Origin of the sequence: uncultured Methanobrevibacter sp. (assembly GCF_902774605.1) — an archaeon.
GTDB lineage: Archaea > Methanobacteriota > Methanobacteria > Methanobacteriales > Methanobacteriaceae > Methanocatella.
Map to the genome: position 1 here is coordinate 95,921 of NZ_CACYJE010000003.1, position 17,549 is coordinate 113,469.

The 17,549-nt window shown below is 41.8% G+C and carries 20 protein-coding genes; 6 read left to right on the forward strand and 14 right to left on the reverse strand.

Annotated elements, in window-relative coordinates:
• Positions 1 to 13 precede the first annotated feature (13 nt).
• From QZU77_RS01335 to rfbD, 12 genes are all read right to left on the reverse strand, one after another.
• The gene (locus QZU77_RS01335) at positions 14 to 871 is read right to left on the reverse strand and encodes a glycosyltransferase family 2 protein (RefSeq protein WP_295598871.1); all 858 of its coding nucleotides are present in this window, start codon (positions 869 to 871) and stop codon (positions 14 to 16) included.
• Positions 872 to 883: 12 nt separating this feature from the next.
• Positions 884 to 1,843 carry a glycosyltransferase family 2 protein gene (locus QZU77_RS01340; RefSeq protein ID WP_295598939.1) on the reverse strand — a complete coding sequence of 320 codons (960 nt, stop codon included), beginning with the start codon at positions 1,841 to 1,843 and terminating at the stop codon, positions 884 to 886.
• Position 1,844: 1 nt separating this feature from the next.
• The gene (locus tag QZU77_RS01345; RefSeq protein WP_295598874.1) at positions 1,845 to 2,804 is read right to left on the reverse strand and encodes a glycosyltransferase family A protein; all 960 of its coding nucleotides are present in this window, start codon (positions 2,802 to 2,804) and stop codon (positions 1,845 to 1,847) included.
• Between the two features lies 1 nt (position 2,805).
• On the reverse strand, positions 2,806 to 3,894 hold the full coding sequence (locus QZU77_RS01350; protein ID WP_295598877.1) for a CDP-glycerol glycerophosphotransferase family protein: 1,089 nt from the start codon (positions 3,892 to 3,894) through the stop codon (positions 2,806 to 2,808).
• A 6-nt stretch (positions 3,895 to 3,900) separates the two neighbouring features.
• A complete protein-coding gene (locus QZU77_RS01355) occupies positions 3,901 to 4,182 on the reverse strand; it encodes a hypothetical protein (protein ID WP_295598880.1) in 282 nt (93 codons plus the stop codon).
• 1 nt (position 4,183) lies between these two features.
• Positions 4,184 to 4,450: a hypothetical protein gene (locus QZU77_RS01360; protein WP_295598882.1), complete on the reverse strand. Its 267-nt coding sequence runs from the start codon at positions 4,448 to 4,450 to the stop codon at positions 4,184 to 4,186.
• A 225-nt stretch (positions 4,451 to 4,675) separates the two neighbouring features.
• Positions 4,676 to 5,683 carry a dTDP-glucose 4,6-dehydratase gene (gene rfbB / locus QZU77_RS01365; RefSeq protein WP_295598885.1) on the reverse strand — a complete coding sequence of 336 codons (1,008 nt, stop codon included), beginning with the start codon at positions 5,681 to 5,683 and terminating at the stop codon, positions 4,676 to 4,678.
• An 8-nt stretch (positions 5,684 to 5,691) separates the two neighbouring features.
• The gene (gene rfbC, locus QZU77_RS01370) at positions 5,692 to 6,249 is read right to left on the reverse strand and encodes a dTDP-4-dehydrorhamnose 3,5-epimerase (RefSeq protein ID WP_295598887.1); all 558 of its coding nucleotides are present in this window, start codon (positions 6,247 to 6,249) and stop codon (positions 5,692 to 5,694) included.
• A 7-nt stretch (positions 6,250 to 6,256) separates the two neighbouring features.
• On the reverse strand, positions 6,257 to 7,123 hold the full coding sequence (gene rfbA, locus QZU77_RS01375) for a glucose-1-phosphate thymidylyltransferase RfbA (RefSeq protein ID WP_295598890.1): 867 nt from the start codon (positions 7,121 to 7,123) through the stop codon (positions 6,257 to 6,259).
• Positions 7,124 to 7,335: 212 nt separating this feature from the next.
• Entirely contained in the window at positions 7,336 to 7,560 is a 225-nt protein-coding gene (locus QZU77_RS01380) for a barstar family protein (RefSeq protein WP_295598893.1), read from the reverse strand.
• Position 7,561: 1 nt separating this feature from the next.
• Entirely contained in the window at positions 7,562 to 8,011 is a 450-nt protein-coding gene (locus QZU77_RS01385) for a ribonuclease domain-containing protein (protein WP_295598896.1), read from the reverse strand.
• A complete protein-coding gene (rfbD, locus tag QZU77_RS01390) occupies positions 8,008 to 8,847 on the reverse strand; it encodes a dTDP-4-dehydrorhamnose reductase (protein WP_295598898.1) in 840 nt (279 codons plus the stop codon). Before rfbD ends, QZU77_RS01385 begins: the two co-directional genes overlap by 4 nt.
• 78 nt (positions 8,848 to 8,925) lie before the next feature.
• On the opposite strand from rfbD, the gene QZU77_RS01395 reads away from it, so the two are divergent.
• Positions 8,926 to 10,161: a nucleotide sugar dehydrogenase gene (locus tag QZU77_RS01395; protein WP_295598901.1), complete on the forward strand. Its 1,236-nt coding sequence runs from the start codon at positions 8,926 to 8,928 to the stop codon at positions 10,159 to 10,161.
• 1 nt (position 10,162) lies between these two features.
• Here QZU77_RS01395 and QZU77_RS01400 read toward each other — a convergent pair whose 3' ends face one another.
• Positions 10,163 to 11,395: a DUF2264 domain-containing protein gene (locus tag QZU77_RS01400; RefSeq protein WP_295598905.1), complete on the reverse strand. Its 1,233-nt coding sequence runs from the start codon at positions 11,393 to 11,395 to the stop codon at positions 10,163 to 10,165.
• Positions 11,396 to 11,484: 89 nt separating this feature from the next.
• On the opposite strand from QZU77_RS01400, the gene hacA reads away from it, so the two are divergent.
• The 5 genes from hacA (at position 11,485) to mmp11 (ending at position 15,720) form a co-directional block, all read left to right on the forward strand.
• Positions 11,485 to 12,729, forward strand: coding sequence for a homoaconitase large subunit (gene hacA / locus QZU77_RS01405; RefSeq protein WP_295598908.1), 1,245 nt, complete (start codon positions 11,485 to 11,487; stop codon positions 12,727 to 12,729).
• A 4-nt stretch (positions 12,730 to 12,733) separates the two neighbouring features.
• Entirely contained in the window at positions 12,734 to 13,213 is a 480-nt protein-coding gene (locus QZU77_RS01410) for a 3-isopropylmalate dehydratase small subunit (RefSeq protein ID WP_295598911.1), read from the forward strand.
• Entirely contained in the window at positions 13,188 to 14,204 is a 1,017-nt protein-coding gene (locus QZU77_RS01415; RefSeq protein ID WP_295598913.1) for an isocitrate/isopropylmalate family dehydrogenase, read from the forward strand. The genes QZU77_RS01410 and QZU77_RS01415 overlap by 26 nt, the downstream gene beginning before the upstream one ends.
• A 152-nt stretch (positions 14,205 to 14,356) precedes the next feature.
• Positions 14,357 to 14,773, forward strand: a complete 417-nt coding sequence (ribH, locus tag QZU77_RS01420; protein ID WP_292802051.1) for a 6,7-dimethyl-8-ribityllumazine synthase — start codon at positions 14,357 to 14,359, stop codon at positions 14,771 to 14,773.
• Between the two features lie 8 nt (positions 14,774 to 14,781).
• Positions 14,782 to 15,720 (forward strand): methanogenesis marker protein 11, encoded by a 939-nt coding sequence (gene mmp11 / locus QZU77_RS01425; RefSeq protein ID WP_295598915.1) that lies wholly within the window; start codon positions 14,782 to 14,784, stop codon positions 15,718 to 15,720.
• A gap of 36 nt (positions 15,721 to 15,756) precedes the next feature.
• Here the strand turns inward: mmp11 and QZU77_RS01430 are convergent, their stop codons facing one another.
• A complete protein-coding gene (locus tag QZU77_RS01430) occupies positions 15,757 to 17,472 on the reverse strand; it encodes a glycosyltransferase (protein ID WP_295598917.1) in 1,716 nt (571 codons plus the stop codon).
• Positions 17,473 to 17,549: the final 77 nt, after the last annotated feature.

The following is a 17,549-nucleotide window of genomic DNA, read 5'->3' on the forward strand; positions in this document are numbered from 1 at the left end:
ATATAACAGATATTTAATGTTTCTTTTTAAACAAATTCAAAAACAGTTTCAGGATGCACAGGACCGCAATGCCAATGTAGACTATAATGTTCACTATGAATGATGACTCGCCCGCATGATGCTTCCTATAGTAAATGTACATTGCACGGTAAAACTCATATATGAGCTTGTTCTTTTGCTTTTTGCTGCTTGCGCCCTTAAGGTGAGTTATCCTGGATTTCCCATAGTATATGATTTTCCATCCCGCCTTTTTGATGCGGTAGCACAGGTCAATGTCCTCCCCGTACATGAAGAATGTCTCATCCAGAAGCCCCGCCATGTCAAGGGCATCCTTTCTCATGAACATGAACGCACCGGTGAGGCAGTCAATCTCATATATCTCATCATCTGGAAGGCTTGTCAGGTTATAGTTGTCGTCCTCGCTTTTTGTCGGAATGTGGAAAAGCCTGAAAAATGAGTTCTTGACGTTTGGAAATGACCTCTTGCATGCCTTGTCAAGCTCCCCGTCCTCAAGAAGCACCCTGCATCCGCATGCTCCAACGTCATCATGCATTTCCATGTAATCGTAAATGTCCTGAAGAGTGTCCTGCCAGACTATGGTGTCTGAGTTGAGCAATAGCTGATACTTTCCTGTTGCCTGCCTCAATGCCTGGTTGTTGCCTGCTGCAAAACCGTTGTTCTCTCTTGATGCTATGAACCTTACCTTGTCCTTGAAGTAATCCTCTAATCTGGCCAGGCTGTCATCGCTGGATGCGTTGTCCACAACGAATATCTCATACTCGAATGAGTAATCGTATTTGAGAATGGAATCGATGGTGTTTTTGGTCAGCTCGAAGGTTTGGTAGTTTACAATAACAACAGATAAATCCATATTATCACTAATCTATTTTTTCAGGAATTTCAAGGTATTAATAATTAATCTGTATTCGATTTTAAAATAGTTTTTCGTATTTTTGCCCTTGAACTTCACCTTGTCTATCTCTCCCCTGTTTGACAGTCCCTCGCGAATGCCTGCAAGGTATGTTTTTCCAAAGCCTTTTCTGGTGAAGAAAAGGTATTTGATCAGGAATCCGAAAAACAGGAAGATGAAGTTCACTATCTTCATCGGTATCGGCTGGTTCTTGTAGACTGTCCAGACATTGTTTCGTGCCGCCAGGCGGACCTTGAAGTCATTGTGCCTGCTTCCGCTTGTGGCGCTGCCTATATGGTATACTATAGCGTCCGGGCACAGGAGGTTGGTGTATCCGTTTATCCTTGAGCGTATCGCCAAATCAACATCCTCCATGTATGCGAAGTAGTTGTCGTCAAACATTCCAATCTCGGCCAGCAGAGATTTCCTGTACATTGCCGCTCCTGCGCATGCCGAGAATATTTCCTTAACCTCGCAGTATTCATTGGAATCATGGTTTTCTCCAGTCTTTTTAGTCCAGGCAAGGAGGTTGTACTCATCCCCGACATCATCGATCAGTTCCTTATTGTCATACTGGAGCATCTTGGCCTGAACGGAAAATATTTCGGGTCCTGATGATATTAAATCAAGCAATACCTTTATTGAACCTTTTTTGACTTGAGTGTCATTGTTGAGTGAGAAGATGTATTCGTATTTGGCTTTCCTGATTCCCTGATTCACTGCAGGGGAAAATCCGAGGTTTTCAGTGTTCTCTATCAGTGTGACCGGGAAGTTGAATTCGCTGCGCTTAATGTATTCCTTGCTCTTGTCGGTTGAGCCATTATCCACTATGATTACCTCACCGATATATTCCGGGTCACTGTTCAGTGACTCGAAGAACGTTTCAAGGAATCTTTCCCCATTGTAGTTTGGTGTTACGATTGAAGCCTTCATTTTAATCAATTGAGTTTTTAAGTTTTTTCCATGTCTTATAGTATATCTTAGGGCTCAACAGGAATAGCCTTATCTTTGACTTGAACTTATTGTCCCCCTCGAATTTTGACAACTTGTCGAGCAGGTCCATTTCCTTCATTTTTGACAGCACCTCATCAAAGTCGTAATCGTTGTAGAAGAAGTAGTTCATGTTTCCGAATATTGCCTTCGGGATTCTTGATGTCACTATTAGCCTGGCCAGGTCATCCCTTCCCTGGCTCCTGTAGAATTCGGCCAGGTTTTCGAATATTTCAATTACTTCAAAACGCCTGTATTCGGATGTTTTAATGGCGGATTGTGAGTGCTGGATATAATAGTAGGTTGCCTCGTTGCTGATGGCGACCTCATCACCGTAAAGCAATGCTCTGAGGGCGAAGTCAATGTCCTCACCGTAAATCAGGTTCGGGTTGAATCTTATGCTGTTCTCTTTTATTATGCTTGCCTTATACATCAGCTGCCAGAAGTTGAAGGGCATCTCCATCCTCAACTCCTTTTTTATGAATTCGTCGCAGGTTATTGATTCTGTTGTGAAGCGGTGGGGTGTTGACAGTTTGTCGTTTTCCTTTTTTATGAACTGGACCATGCTGAAATCTGTTTGGCCATTGTATAATTCTGACAGGTGGTTTCCTGTAACGTAATCATCAGCGTCTATGAACACCAGATACTCTCCTGTTGCATCTTCCATTCCACGGTTTCTTGCACTGCTCACGCCGGCGTTGTCCTGGCGGATGATTCTGTAGTCTGCTGTGGATTTTGTTAGTTTCTCGCTGATGATTTCGGGACTTTGGTCGGTTGACCCGTCATCCACCACAATGATTTCATAGCTGTTGAAGTCCTGATTTATTATCGAATCCAATGTTGCACCTATATACTCTTCGGCATTGTAAACGGGAACTATTACGCTAACCTTATAATTATCCATTTTACCCCTCATTATTTAATAGGAAATCCACTATTCGCTTGGATGACTTGCCGTCTATCACATCTAATTGGGTCTTCACGAAATCTGATATCCTGCTCATGTCAAAGTCATCATCATGAATGATGCCGATCAGCTCATCCGAGGAATAAGCTATCGGTCCCGGCACGGTTGTTTTGAAATCATAGTAGAATCCGCGCTCGTTTGCCAGGTAATCATCCAAGTCATATGTGAAAAAGAGTATCGGCCTGTTTAGAATAGCATACTCTATCATTATTGATGAGTAGTCGGTAATCATAATGTCACTTATAAGCATCAGCTCCTGCTCGCTTTCAAATCCGCTGACGTCAATGTATTTTCCCTGTGAGGAGATGTCATCCTTATGGAAGTTCCTGATTTTCGGATGCAGCCTCAATGCAAGAACATACTCATTGCCCAGTATCCGGTTGAACTCCTCCAGGTCAAGATAATCGAAAACGTTGTTGTACTTTTCCTCATCCCTGAAAGTCGGAGCATAAAGGATTATTTTCTTGTCGCTTGAAACACCGTATCGACTGCAGAAATCCTGCTTTAACCTGTCGAGGTCATGGTTTTCAAAGTAATAGTCCATGCGGGGAAGTCCCAGTGCCCTGATTTTTGACAGGGGCATTTGAAACGCCTCGCTGTAGTAATCCTTAATCTTGTCAGAGGTCACTATCAGAAAATCGGTGTTTTCAGATATTTTAGCAAGTATTTCCCTGCTTTCGAAATCAACTGATCCTCCGAATTTCTTGGATGCACCCGGCGCATGCCACAATTGAACCACCATTGTTTCAGGCTTGAAGCTCATGAAAGCCAATGGGAAAAAGTTATCGTTTAGGAAAACATACTTGGATGATGCGAGCTTCTTAAAGCTTGCGAAGGATAACTTGTCCTTGTAGAAAAAGTGGAATTCATAATCTCCCCTCTTCTCGAATTCCTTTTTAATGTAATCAAGATTCCCCTTGAATGATTCGCGTGAATCGATGATGAATGAAATTCTATTGCCGTTGACCTTGGCTTGTTTAAACAGTTTAAACAAGACTCCGTAAACCTTATGCTTTAGATATGACATTTTAATCTAATGGAAAAATGCTAATATTCCCGGCATTGCACCTAGCATTGACTGGAGACCTAGAATGAAGATTGCAAGACCTCCGATGAAGTTAATGGCTCTTGCATATTTCATGGCAATTTTTGTACCGAAAGTTCCAAGTAAAAACCATATAATAACCGCAGTTAAACTCAATGCAGCCAATCCCACTGGGTTTACACCCAAAGAAACCCCTTGAGCGGCCAGGATAAGGTTTTCAATGTTACCAAATACTATTAATCCTAAAAACTGTCTTAATTCCCTATCCATATTATTCGCCCCTAATAGAAGTTATCATTGCTTGGGCACCTAAAATGAAAATAGCAAGCCCACCTATAAATTCAATGAAGCTAACGTATTGAATGAAAGTTTGAGTAGCAAAAGTTCCAATTATAAGCCATAAAGAAACGCAAATGATACTTGCAATAGCCAATTTGAGTGGATTTACTCCCGCTACAACACCCTGTGATGATAAAACCAAGTTTTCAATATTCCCAAATATTATTAATCCCACTAAAGGTAAATATTGCTCCAACATCCAAATCACCATTTCCCCTAAAAAAAGTAATGTGTTACTAAATAATATTAAAGGATTATAATATATAAACCTATCATTAACATGGCATATATTTTTGATTTTTGAATTGAAGAATATTTAATTCTTAAATAGAAAAAACAATAAAATAATGAATAAAATTATAATAAATAATGAAAAAAATATATGAAAATTTAATCAGAGAGGTATATTTCAAGTGTAAACCATTTACCTGTTGGAATACATTTTCTCATAGTACTCCTGATACTGGCCGCTCTTAACCTGTGCAGTCCAATCCTGATTGTCAAGATACCATTGGATGGTTTCCCTGATTCCCACTTCAAAAGTGTATTCAGGAGACCAGCCAAGCTCATCCTGGATTTTGGTTGAGTCAATTGCATAGCGGCGGTCATGACCCAAACGGTCGGTTACAAACTCAATCAATGATTCGTCCTTGCCGAGCTCGGAAAGTATGAGCTTAACGATATAGATGTTCTCCTTCTCGTTGTTACCCCCGATGTTGTAGACTTCACCAAGCCTTCCCTCATGCAACACCAAGTCTATGGCGTGGCAGTGGTCGTATACGTGAAGCCAGTCACGGATGTTCTTGCCGTCACCGTATACGGGCAATTTCTTATCCTCCAGGACATTTGAAATCATCAGTGGAATCAGCTTTTCCGGGAACTGGTAAGGTCCGTAATTATTTGAGCATCTAGTAATGTTTATTGGCAGGTCAAAGGTTTCACCATATGCTCTTGTAATCAAGTCTCCACCGGCCTTTGATGCTGAATATGGGCTGTTAGGCTGCAATGGAGTGGTTTCTGTGAAATATCCGGTTTTGCCTAGGGTGCCGTAAACCTCATCGGTTGAAATCTGAATGTACTTTTCGACTCCATGCTCCTTGGCGGCATTTAAAAGTACCTGAGTGCCCAGCACGTTTGATTTTATGAAGATTTCCGGATCGGTAATGCTTCTGTCAACATGGCTTTCTGCAGCGAAGTTGATCACATAGTCGCATTTCCTGACCAGTTCATCCGCAATTTCCTTATCCCTTATGTCCCCCTTGACGAAGGAGTAGTTATCCCTATCCTCTATGTCCTTAAGGTTTTCAAGGTTTCCGCAGTAGGTCAATGCATCAAGGTTGATGGTATGGTAGTCTGAGTATTTCTCAACCATGTATCTTACGAAATTGCTTCCTATAAATCCTGCTCCACCGGTTACTAGAATATTAGTCATTTTATCACTCAATATTTAATCTTAGACTCCTTGAGGGTCTTCCATTCCTTATCCTTGTCGGACAATATTATCTCATCAATATCATCCAATGGCCAATCGATGCCTATTTCCTCATCGTTCCACATTATGCCGCTTTCATCATCCCCATGGTAGAATTCAGTGCATTTGTATTGGAATTCCGCTTCTTCTGACAATACCAGAAAACCATGGGCGAATTTAGGTGGAATGTACAATTGCTTCTTGTTTTCCTCGGAAAGTATCTCCCCATACCATTTTCCGTAGGTGGGTGAGTCCCCTCTCAGGTCGACTCCAACGTCGAACACTTCACCCCTGATTACTCGCACGAGCTTTCCCTGAGGATGGTTGACCTGCAGGTGAAGGCCCCTGAGCACTCCTTTTGATGATTTTGACTGGTTGTCCTGAACGAACTTCAAGTCATGTCCAGCTTCCTTGAAATCATTTTCCTGGTAGGTTTCCATGAAGTATCCCCTGTTGTCCTCAAAAACAGTGGGTTCGACCACAAACATTCCCTCTATTCCGGTTTCAGTAAATTTAAATTTCCCCATATTATCATCATCTTTTAACTAGGTTAAACAAGTATTCTCCATAATCGGTTTTCTTAAGCTCTTCAGCTGTCTCCAACAGTTGGTCGTCATCAATGTATCCTTTGCGATATGCTATCTCTTCCAGACATGCTATGTAGAGGCCTTGCCTTTTCTGTATTGTCTCAATGAAGTTTGATGCCTCAAGCAGTCCGGCATGTGTTCCAGTATCAAGCCATGCCATACCACGACCGAGCAGCTCAACTTTAAGCTTTCCCCTTTTGAGGTATTCCTCGTTGACCGAGGTGATTTCAACTTCACCCCTGTCTGACGGCTTGACGTTCTTGGCTATCTCTATCACGTCATTGTCGTAGAAGTACAGTCCCGGCACGATGTAATTTGACTTTGGCTTTTCCGGCTTTTCCTCTATTGACAATACATTCCACTCGTCATCGAACTCGACCACACCGAAAGCTTCCGGGTTGTTGGTGTAGTATCCGAATATCACTGCACCCTCCTTCAAATCGGTTGCCCTTTCAAGTATCTCGGTGAACCTGTGGCCGTGAAAGATATTGTCTCCCAAAATGAGCGCAACGTTATCGTCGCCGATGAATTCCTCGCCGATTATGAATGCTTCGGCCAGTCCGTTAGGGTTTTCCTGAACGGCATATTCAAAAGTGATGCCGAGGCTTGACCCGTCTCCGAGCAAGTCCTGATACATTGGCAGGTCCCTTGGAGTTGATATGATCAGTATCTCCTTGATTCCTGCAAGCATCAATACTGATATCGGATAGTAAATCATTGGTTTATCGTAAAGTGGCAGTAATTGTTTTGAAACCGCCTTGGTAATAGGATATAGGCGAGTTCCAGAACCGCCTGCTAAAACAATTCCTTTCATAATAATCACTTATAAAAATATCTATTTCAATTCATTTATATAGATTGGCAAGACCTGAAATATCCCATTACCCGCAAATTTCAAAATTGATTTCAACTCGTTAAATGCTAAACTAAAATCAATTAAATCATTATTAAACAATTTATGATGAAACTCAGGGCGTAAGGGAACTGCTAATTTGAATTTCAAAAAAAAATAATAATTTGAATTAATTAATATATGAATGTTAAAAAATCATTCTCGGATGCGGCATCTATAAAGGTGTCAAGAATATCCTTGTCAACCTCATCCGGATTAATCAATTCAATTTCACATTCCATTTCAGTCAGGCAATCATATAGAGCATCCAGATTCTTACCGTAGTAATCGGGCAGGTTCAATGCCTCCATCAAATAGTCATGCCCGTCCCGTTTGATTAATTTGCCGTCCAATTGCATTTTAAACCTCAGTGAATGTGTTGTAGTGATCGTCAGTGTAGTACACCTTATAATCACCGGTATTGTAAACTATCCTTTCGGCCCCACGACTGGTTCCGTTAGCGTTGATGTCGCATTCGACGTATCTTGAATCGCTGTCGGGAAGTACATGTTGCCTGTTGGTGAATGTGTCTCCGCCTATGCTTTTTCCAGGAGCATATTTCTTAAGGGGTCCCCCATGCCAACCTAGGCTTTTGGCCTCTTTCTTGGTTATGTAATTGCTTGGAAGCTTATGATACTCCTTGATGTAAGCTGAAACCTCATTCACTGTGCAGTATTCTCCATCTTCCACTACATTAACATCACTATTGTCATGGCCGAAGTTTAAAAAGTCCAGAAAACCTGCACTTACGGCACCGATGCTGAATAGGGCGATGATTAATGCAATGATTAAAACTAGTTTCTTGTTCATTTTATCAACTCAACATATTCTTTTATTGCTTCTTTATAATCTCTCAATGGTTCAAAACCGTTTTTTATCCAGTTCCTGTTTTCCAGGACGGAGTAGTGCGGTCTTGGTGCCGGCCTTGCAAACTCGGCTGCAGTCACGGGAATCACCTTAACGTCAACATCCGCTATTTCAAAAATGTATCTTGCAAACTCGCACCATGAGCAGCTTCCGGAATTTGTCAAATGGTATGTTCCATAGCAATCGGTTTCTATCAGCTCAGAGATTCCTTGAGCCAGATCAGGAGTGTAGGTTGGAGTTCCCACCTCATCATACACCACTGTTATTTCAGAGTGGTTCTTGGCCAGTTCAAGCATTGTCTTTGGGAAGTTGCCTCCGTTCAAGCCGTACAGCCATGCGGTACGGATTATGAAGTACTTGTCAAGTATTTCCAAAATGGCCTCCTCGCCCTGAAGCTTGCTTTTGCCGTAGACGCTGATCGGACCTATCTCATCATCCTCAACCCATGGGCGAGTGTTCTCGCCGTTGAAAATGTAATCTGTGCTGATATGGACCAGTGGAGAGTCTATTTCCTTGCATGCAATGGCCAGGTTTCTAACCCCCTCGCCATTTACGGCATATGCCATGTCCTGATTTTCCTCACAACCGTCAACATTGGTGTATGCAGCTGAATTGATGACCAGGTCTGGTTTGTTTTCAACTATAAACTCCAGCACATGTTCCCTGTCAGTGATATCCAATGTCTTGGAAGTGGTTAGGATCAAGTCATGCCTGTCCTCCAGGACTTTTGTCAAGTCGTGACCGAGCATTCCATTGGAACCTGTTATTAAAATCTTCATGTTCATCACTTAAAAATTAATATATGTTAAAATATATATTATATTTAATATTTAAAAAGGAAGGGAGATGGAGTAATTATGAAAATATGTATTATGGGTCAAGGCTATATCGGACTTCCAACAGCGGCACTGTTCACAAGAAACCATTGTGAAGTTGTTGGAGTTGACGTTAATGAAAAGATTGTTGACAACCTGAATAAGGGAATTATTCACATTGAGGAACCTGGAATCAGCGACATCATTCAAAATGCGGTCAAGCTTGGCGTATACACAGCTTCACTAACACCCCAAAAAGCGGATGCTTTTATAATTACAGTACCAACCCCTTACATTATAGAAAACTACAGCTGTGACTTGAGCTATGTCGTAAGCGCATGCGAGTCAATAATACCATTTTTGGAGAAGGGAAACACTGTCATAATAGAGTCAACAATCGCTCCAATGTCAACCGATGAAACCATTAAGCCGATTTTTGAAAATGCCGGATTTACAATTGGTGAGGACCTGTATCTTGCACATTGCCCTGAAAGGGTTTTGCCGGGCAAAATCATCGAGGAGCTGATTCACAACGACCGCATTATCGGCGGAGTTACAACTGAATGTGCCGTCAAGGCAAGTGAAGTCTATGGACAGTTTGTTGAAGGTGAATTGATGCTGACTGAAGCGAAAACCGCTGAGCTGTCCAAATGTATGGAGAACACTTTCAGGGACGTTAACATTGCACTTGCAAATGAGCTTGCCAAAATCTGCGCTGAGATTGGTGTTAACGCATTGGACGTCATTAAAATGGCAAACAAGCATCCGAGAGTAAACCTTCACTCACCGGGACCTGGCGTTGGCGGGCACTGCCTTGCAATTGACCCTTACTTCATCTATGCCAAGGCTCCCGAAACCGCCAAGATAATTAAGCTTGCTCGTGACACCAACAATTCAATGCCTGGTTTCGTGTGCGAATACGTTGAGAAAATGATTCCTGAAGGCAAGATTGCACTTTTGGGAGTTTCATATAAGGGAAACACTGGCGATGATCGTGAAAGCCCTGCCTATGAGATAATATCCAGGCTAAGCGAAAATTATGAAATAGCAATCCATGACCCTCACATTGACAATCCGTCCTTTGTCGGTTTTGCCGAGGCCGTTGATGATGCCGATTTGATTTTGATTTTATGCGACCATGACGAGTTCAAGTACCTGGATTATGATTTGATACTTAAAAAGATGTCTGATCCGATAATATTCGACACTAAAAATATAATAAGAGAAGTTCCAAGTGAAATTAAACTATTTAATTACGGGAACTTGTATGAATTATAATCTAAAAATTAATTGACTGGTCAGGTTTTATTGAATTACCGTTCCAAGCCTTGAGACTGCTCCATTCCTCAGATGGTGATTTCCAAAACACATCATCTGGGCGTAAACCTAACGGCAGGAACACTGCACAACAAAGGTATAGGCTTCCGGTGCAAATGTTTTCCTCACAGATGTCTGCCTGTGAACCGTTCAATCCGCAGATCAACCATCCTTCACTGTTGAAGTTCTGATTGCCTGTGAATTGCCTTTGAATTACTTTTGTCAGTGCGCTTCTGACTTGGGCTGGATAAATGTTTCTTGGCAGTATTTTCAGCAATGCCGCCTGTGAAAGCAGGTGGAATACTCCACACCTGTATGACAAGGATTTTCCTAGAAGGGGATATGTTCCTTCAGGTGAAATCATTCTTTCAAGCTGTGAGGATAATCTGGATGATCTCATCAATTGAACATCCAAGAGTTCACCATCCCTCAATTCGTATTTTCTCATTACCGCTAAAATATCGTTTAGCATCGGATGAATCACTAAACTGTTATAGTAGCTTGACTCAAAGTCTTCACCGTCTGAGTAAATCCCGTCTCCGACATACAGTTCATCGCGGAATTTGGAAATAGCATATGTTAACCTTTCCTTGTCGCATTCGCCTGTGAATTCCAATAAAGCCGCCTCTATCATTGATGTGAAAAGAAGCCAATGATTTTCATAAGGGGCTATTATCCTTGTATTTTTCAATTCGCGGATGATTCTTGCCTGAACATCCATTGGTAAATTAAGCCAAATCTGGTTTTTAGCCCTGAGCAATCCTTGTGCAAATAATGCAACATCCACTAAAGATTGTTTTGGCTCTACTACAAAAATATAATCGTTGTTGTTTGGATTAACAGCGTTTGTAATTGATTTCAATGTCAATTTAATGTATTTACCGCGCAGCTTACCTTCTTCGGAATTGTCCACACCCAATTCCAGCCATGGCGCAATTCCATTTAATACACGAGCAAATGCTTCTAGATATGTGAATTTTTGTCCTTCTGTACTGTTAGACTCATAAGGCATTGTTTTTCTTAATGTGCCTCTTGATAAGTTATTCAGAACCGGATATGCTATTTTTTGTAATGTTGAAATCCAAAAAATCCTATCTTCCCAAACAGGAGGTTTCTCTTCCATTATTGGAGGTTCTTCTTCTTTTTTGAATCTGTTAAAAAATGAATTGCTCATGAATAATATTTTGTTAAACATTATATATAAACATTAAAAAATGCCCAATAATATGAGAGTATAAATAGTTATAAAACATATATAATTATCATTATTAAGAGGTTTAAAATATGCCAACAATGTCTGAAAAAATATTAGCTAAAGCTTCCGGAAAGGAAAAAGTCGAAGCTGGAGATATAATCATTGCAAATATTGATGTAGCAATGACACACGATTTGACCGGACCTCTTTCAGTGGAATCCTTTGAAAAAATCGGAGCTGAGAAGGTTTGGGACCCATCAAAAATAGTCATACCTTTTGACCATCAGGTTCCCGCTGACTCAATCGATTCAGCCAACAATCATATCATAATGAGACAATTCGTCAAGAAACAAGGTATCGAGCATTTCTACGATGTCAACGCTGGAGTGTGCCATCAGATATTGCCTGAAAAGGGGCATGTTGTTCCCGGCGAGGTCATTGTGGGCGCCGATTCGCATACCTGCACCCATGGAGCATTGGGCGCTTTTGCAACAGGCATCGGTTCTACAGATATGGCGATGGTGTTTGCTGAAGGCAACTTATGGTTCAAGGTGCCTGAAACAAACAGGTTCAATGTTACAGGCCAGTTGAAGGACAATGTTTATGCAAAGGATGTCATACTACATATAATTGGCGAGATGGGTGCTGACGGCTCAACATACAAGGCATGTGAGTTTGCCGGCGAAACCATAAGTGACATGAGCGTTTCAGACCGCATGGTGTTATGCAATATGGCTATTGAAATGGGCGGAAAGACCGGTTTGGTGGAACCGGACAAGAAAACAATCGATTATGTTGAAAAGCGTTCCAATAAACCGTATGAAATATTTAAAACTGATTTAGACTCAAATTCTCTTAATATAATTGATATTGATGTTAGTGACCTTGAGCCGCAGATAGCCTGTCCCCACAATGTGGACAACGTCAAGCCGATAAGCGAGGTTGACGTTGAGCTTGACCAGGTGTTCATAGGTTCATGCACTAACGGAAGGCTCAGCGATTTGCGCGATGCTGCAAGAATATTGAAAGGAAACAGGATTGCTGAAGGCACCAGAATGCTGGTCATACCTGCATCCACCGAGATTTACTCAAAAGCCTTGGATGAGGGACTGATTAAGATATTCGTAGAAGCGGGAGCGTTGGTTTCCGCCCCATGCTGCGGCCCATGCCTTGGAGGGCATACCGGAATTATCGGCCCGGGCGAGGTTAGCCTTTCAACATCCAACAGGAACTTCAAGGGAAGGCAGGGCTCACCTGACGGTGAAGTTTACCTATCATCTGCAGCGGTTGCGGCAGCATCAGCCATTGAAGGAAGAATCGTGGCTCCGGAGTGATAATGTGAAAGGAAAAGCATGGAAATTTGGAAACGATATTGACACTGACATCATAATTCCTGGAAGATACTTAATCTACACTGATGAGGAAACATTATCCCAGCATTGCATGGAAGGATTGGATCCGGATTTTAGTGAAAAGTGCAGTGAGGGAGATTTCATTGTGGCCGGCACTAATTTCGGCTGCGGTTCATCCCGTGAACATGCTCCAATAGCCCTTAAGGGAGCTGGCGTTAAAGCGGTGATTGCAGAGTCTTTTGCAAGAATATTTTACAGGAACGCTACAAACGTGGGCGTTCCGCTTCTTGAAGCTCCAGGAATTAGTGAACTGATACAGGATGGAGAGGAAATAACAGTGGATATGGAGAATGCTACAATAACATCAAGCAATGGCGATAGCATTGAATTTAAGAAACTTCCTCCATTCATGTTGGAAATATTAAAGCAAGGTGGTTTGATTGAGTACCTCAAGAACAAAAGATAGTTATCAGATTGCAGTCATTCCAGGTGATGGAATTGGCCGTGAGGTAATGCAGGCAACAATAGAAGTTTTAAACTCACTTGACATTGATTTCGAATACGTTTACGGCGATGCAGGGGATGAATGCCTTGAAAGGACAGGCACTGCCCTTCCAAGTGAAACCCTAGACATCATTCGCGAATCAGACGCATGCCTATTCGGAGCAGCGGGCGAGACTGCGGCTGACGTTATCGTCAAGATCCGTCAGGAAATGAAAATGTTTGCCAATCTAAGGCCCGTTAAAGCTTATCCAAATACGAATTCATTGTCCGATGACATTGACTTCATGATTGTGCGTGAAAACACCGAGGGAATGTACATTGCAGACGAGGAATCATACACTGAGGAGGGTGCAGTGGCAAGGCGCATCATCACCCGTGAGGCTGAAAGGCGCATCATCGACTATGCCTTCAAGTATGCTGTGGAAAACAATAAGGGTAAGGTCACAGGGGTTCATAAGGCCAATGTGTTGAAGAAAACCGATGGACTGTTCAGGGAAATTTTCTATGAAGTTGCAAGGGACTATCCAGACATTGCAACCGAGGACTTTTATGTGGATGCAACAGCGATGTATCTAATCACTCAGCCTGAAAGCTTTGACGTTATCGTTACAACCAACCTTTTCGGGGACATACTCTCTGACGAGGGTGCGGGTCTTGTAGGCGGGCTTGGACTGATACCATCCGCAAACATTGGTTTGGATGCTGCATTGTTCGAGCCGGTGCACGGTTCAGCACCTGACATTGCAGGCCAGAACAAGGCAAATCCGATAGCCATGATGCTGTCAGCGATAATGATGCTTAGATACCTTGGCGAAAACGAGGCGGCTGACAGGTTTGACGATGCAATATTGAAATTATTAAATGACGCTAACACTTTAACTGGTGACTTGGGCGGTAAAGCCACAACAATGGAAGTGGCCAGTGAAGTTATAAACAATTTAAACGGAGAATAAGACTATGAATTTTAAAAAATTAACTAGAATGCAAATGGCAGCACTTTTTATCATATTCATTATGGTAGTTAGTGGGGTAGCAGGATTTTTACTCATTATATTCAGCGGTAACGCATAAATAAAAAAAAAACAAATTTTGAGGATTGATAAATATGGCAAAATATGAAATAGCAGCAGTAGTTGCAGAATTTAATTATGATATTACACAAATGATGTTGGAACTTGCAAAGGCGGAAGCTAAAAACAGGGGATGCGAAATCACAAAAGTGGTTGCAGTACCAGGCGTCTTCGACATGCCTCTTGTAATCAAAAAGTTATTGCAGAAAGACGAGTACGATGCAATAATCACCCTCGGTGCGGTTATTGAAGGTGCAACCGACCATGATCAAATCGTGGCACAGCACGCTTCCCGTAAAATAGCTGATTTGGCATTAGAATACGACACTCCAGTAGCTCTTGGAATCACAGGTCCTGGAATGACCAGAATGGATGCTCACAGACGTGTCAAAAACGCAAAAAGCGCTGTTGAAGCAGCCATTAAAATGTGCGACAGATTAAAAGAAATTTAGATGATTACATGGAAATTCTAAAACCAGATGAATTAAGAGAAAAATTCCAAGACCCTTGGATTGCGCCATACGAGAAAGTGTTGACCATGGTTGATGGCGATAAGGTTGAGCTTGTCGAGTACCATCCATGCATTTCAGGGTCTCATTGGTTATTGAACCAGTACAGGAACAATTCTGAACTCATTGATTCAGCCCATCGTGACGGTAACAGGCATTTCTACAAGTGTCATGTTGGCCGTGCTCCAATCGATTTGAAAGCCAGTTTCAATGCTGCTGGAATCGATGAGATTGCTGTTGTCGGCGATGAGGTTAAGGTTACACATGCGGGCCTTGCAGGTGCCGGTGTTGGAGCTGGAATGTGCAGAGGCATGGGTGAAGGAGTTAAGTACATTGAGCTTATAGACGTTGGAGGAGGTTCCAAGGTCGGAAGGGCAACTGTTGTGACTCCTAAGCTTGAAAAAGTGGTTATCGGTGTTGATGACACTGACGTTAAGGATGCCGGTGCTACATGGACAATGGCTCATAACCTTGGCGTGGAGCTTAGGGATGAAGGCTTTGAATACCTTGACCATATTATTGTCCAATTATATCCTCATAACCCTCACAAGACTCAGAATTGTGTTTCAATTGCTTTGACTTTCGCTGTTGAAAGCGAGAAGAAGCAAGAGCTGATTGATAGGGTTATTGAAATTCTTAAAAGAGACACATTATCAGACAAGACTGCAATAGCCATTCTTGAAGGCTTGGATATTCCTCCTAAGTTAAGGGAGTATTCAATTGCAACCAAATCCGGAATGATGGATGTTGAAACTGCTGAAAAGGTGGCTGAAGAGTTGAACATTCCTTTGATTGCAGTTACCGGTGAGCAGGGTAAGGTCGGTGCTTTGGCTGCTCTTGGTCTTTATGATGATGTTGAGGAAGCCGTTAAGGCTTATGACAACAAATAACCTTAGTATTTAAGGTTATTGCTATTTTTATTTTTTTTAATCTTCTTTGAGATATTTTTTTAGATTGAAGTCCAGGAAGTTTCCATCGCTTTCGGCCACGTACTGTTTTATTGATGTTGAGTTAGTGTTAGTGAACACTATGTCAACGGTATTGTTGCCGTATTCGAATGATGTGTTTTCAAGGCTCTTGATTGATGTGACGTATTCGCCGTCAATCGCTATATTGTAAACCGATTTGGCCTTGAGTATTCCTGCTGAACCAACTACTGATTCGTTGTTTATGAATATTTCAAAGCTTTTAGCGCCCTTGAACCTGTCTGAGACTATGTATTTTTCATTGACTGAAACGTTTCCGTTCTCATAATTGTGGGTTATGAGTGATCCTGAGAATATTTCATTCAGGCGACTGTTCTGTATCACGTCTTCACTCTCGACTCCAAGGTCCTTTTTGGCATGAATCGGCAGTCTCAGTATGTCCGGCTCGCCAGGTCTTGTCTCATTTATCGTGTAGGTTTCACCATCTATCACAATCGTGTCATTTAATTTAATGCCCAGAGTCATCATGGCATCTGATGGCATCCGTATGATATCTGATTCATTTTCGATTGCAGTGTCGATGGTGTATGGGCCTCTCACTGAAATAGTGTTGTCACGAGGTGAATCATCGGCGTATATGATGAGATTCCTGGAGTTCGGTTCAATTGACAATACCCCATGCTCGAAATGGGCCGCCCCTATGAATGTGGAAATCATCAAGAGAAGAACAATGATTGATATGATCATCGGGAAATGAATCTTGATGAATGACCTGATTAAATTACCCCTTGGGGTTTTCCTGAACATGGTGAGTGACTTGACTATTACCTTTACCATGTAGTAGATTGCAATGACGATTCCGACAACGGAAACTATGACTCCGACTGACAATGGCACGAACTTTACAAAGAATATTGTAAAAAGCCCCAAGGTAACCATAGACAATCCGACAATTGACATTCTGATGAAATAACCTATCTCGTCAATCATGACAACCCTGCCGTACTTGTTGGCACGGCCTATGATGGTTCTTACGACCTCATTGGCCATTAGGTTTAAATCTGATAATGGAGACATGTCATGCTCGATTGCACCGATGTCCACTTCCATTATTGAAATTCCAAGTACATCAGCATCGATGACTATCCCTACATCGACACCGTAGTCCTTCTCAAAATCTATGCGCTTCAATACTTCCTTACGTGCTGCAAACTGACCGCTTAAAGGTTGTTCAAATGAAATTTCCGGGAAGAAAAAGTTCAAAAGCGGCTTTGCGGTCAATTCGGTTACGCGTCCGCTGGCACGTGAAAACTTGGTTTTTGTAATGTCAGTTTTGCCTTCCAGTATAGGCCTGATTATTGATTCCACCTTGCGGGAAGTTAGATTGTAGATGTCCGCATCTATGAATGCTATAATGTCGCATTCAGATTCCCTGTAACCGGTGTTCAATGCTTCACCCTTACCCTTGTTGACTTCATGAGTTATCACTCTTGCTCCTGCTTTAAGGGCTTCCGATTCGGTATTGTCCGAGGATCCGTCGTTTACAACGATTATCTCATCGACAAACGTTACTTTCTTTACCACATCAATGACCTTGGCCACTGTCTCCTCTTCATTGTATGCGGGAATGATAACTGAAACCTTCTGGTATCTCCTCGGCTTTTCAGTTTTGATACCGGCTAATAAAAATGCAATAATTACAAAAAACCAATACACTTAAAATTCACCATTAAAAAGTTATTATTATATTACTTTTATTAATGGAATAGATATAAATGTTTTTGTAAAAAGAG

Coding starts and splice junctions, on each gene's coding strand:
- QZU77_RS01335 (WP_295598871.1), bottom strand. CDS start 871: ATGGATTTATCTGTTGTTATTGTAAACTACCAAACCTTCGAGCTGACC.
- QZU77_RS01340 (WP_295598939.1), bottom strand. CDS start 1,843: ATGAAGGCTTCAATCGTAACACCAAACTACAATGGGGAAAGATTCCTT.
- QZU77_RS01345 (WP_295598874.1), bottom strand. CDS start 2,804: ATGGATAATTATAAGGTTAGCGTAATAGTTCCCGTTTACAATGCCGAA.
- QZU77_RS01350 (WP_295598877.1), bottom strand. CDS start 3,894: ATGTCATATCTAAAGCATAAGGTTTACGGAGTCTTGTTTAAACTGTTT.
- QZU77_RS01355 (WP_295598880.1), bottom strand. CDS start 4,182: ATGGATAGGGAATTAAGACAGTTTTTAGGATTAATAGTATTTGGTAAC.
- QZU77_RS01360 (WP_295598882.1), bottom strand. CDS start 4,450: ATGTTGGAGCAATATTTACCTTTAGTGGGATTAATAATATTTGGGAAT.
- rfbB (WP_295598885.1), bottom strand. CDS start 5,683: ATGACTAATATTCTAGTAACCGGTGGAGCAGGATTTATAGGAAGCAAT.
- rfbC (WP_295598887.1), bottom strand. CDS start 6,249: ATGGGGAAATTTAAATTTACTGAAACCGGAATAGAGGGAATGTTTGTG.
- rfbA (WP_295598890.1), bottom strand. CDS start 7,123: ATGAAAGGAATTGTTTTAGCAGGCGGTTCTGGAACTCGCCTATATCCT.
- QZU77_RS01380 (WP_295598893.1), bottom strand. CDS start 7,560: ATGCAATTGGACGGCAAATTAATCAAACGGGACGGGCATGACTATTTG.
- QZU77_RS01385 (WP_295598896.1), bottom strand. CDS start 8,011: ATGAACAAGAAACTAGTTTTAATCATTGCATTAATCATCGCCCTATTC.
- rfbD (WP_295598898.1), bottom strand. CDS start 8,847: ATGAAGATTTTAATAACAGGTTCCAATGGAATGCTCGGTCACGACTTG.
- QZU77_RS01395 (WP_295598901.1), top strand. CDS start 8,926: ATGAAAATATGTATTATGGGTCAAGGCTATATCGGACTTCCAACAGCG.
- QZU77_RS01400 (WP_295598905.1), bottom strand. CDS start 11,395: ATGTTTAACAAAATATTATTCATGAGCAATTCATTTTTTAACAGATTC.
- hacA (WP_295598908.1), top strand. CDS start 11,485: ATGCCAACAATGTCTGAAAAAATATTAGCTAAAGCTTCCGGAAAGGAA.
- ribH (WP_292802051.1), top strand. CDS start 14,357: ATGGCAAAATATGAAATAGCAGCAGTAGTTGCAGAATTTAATTATGAT.
- mmp11 (WP_295598915.1), top strand. CDS start 14,782: ATGGAAATTCTAAAACCAGATGAATTAAGAGAAAAATTCCAAGACCCT.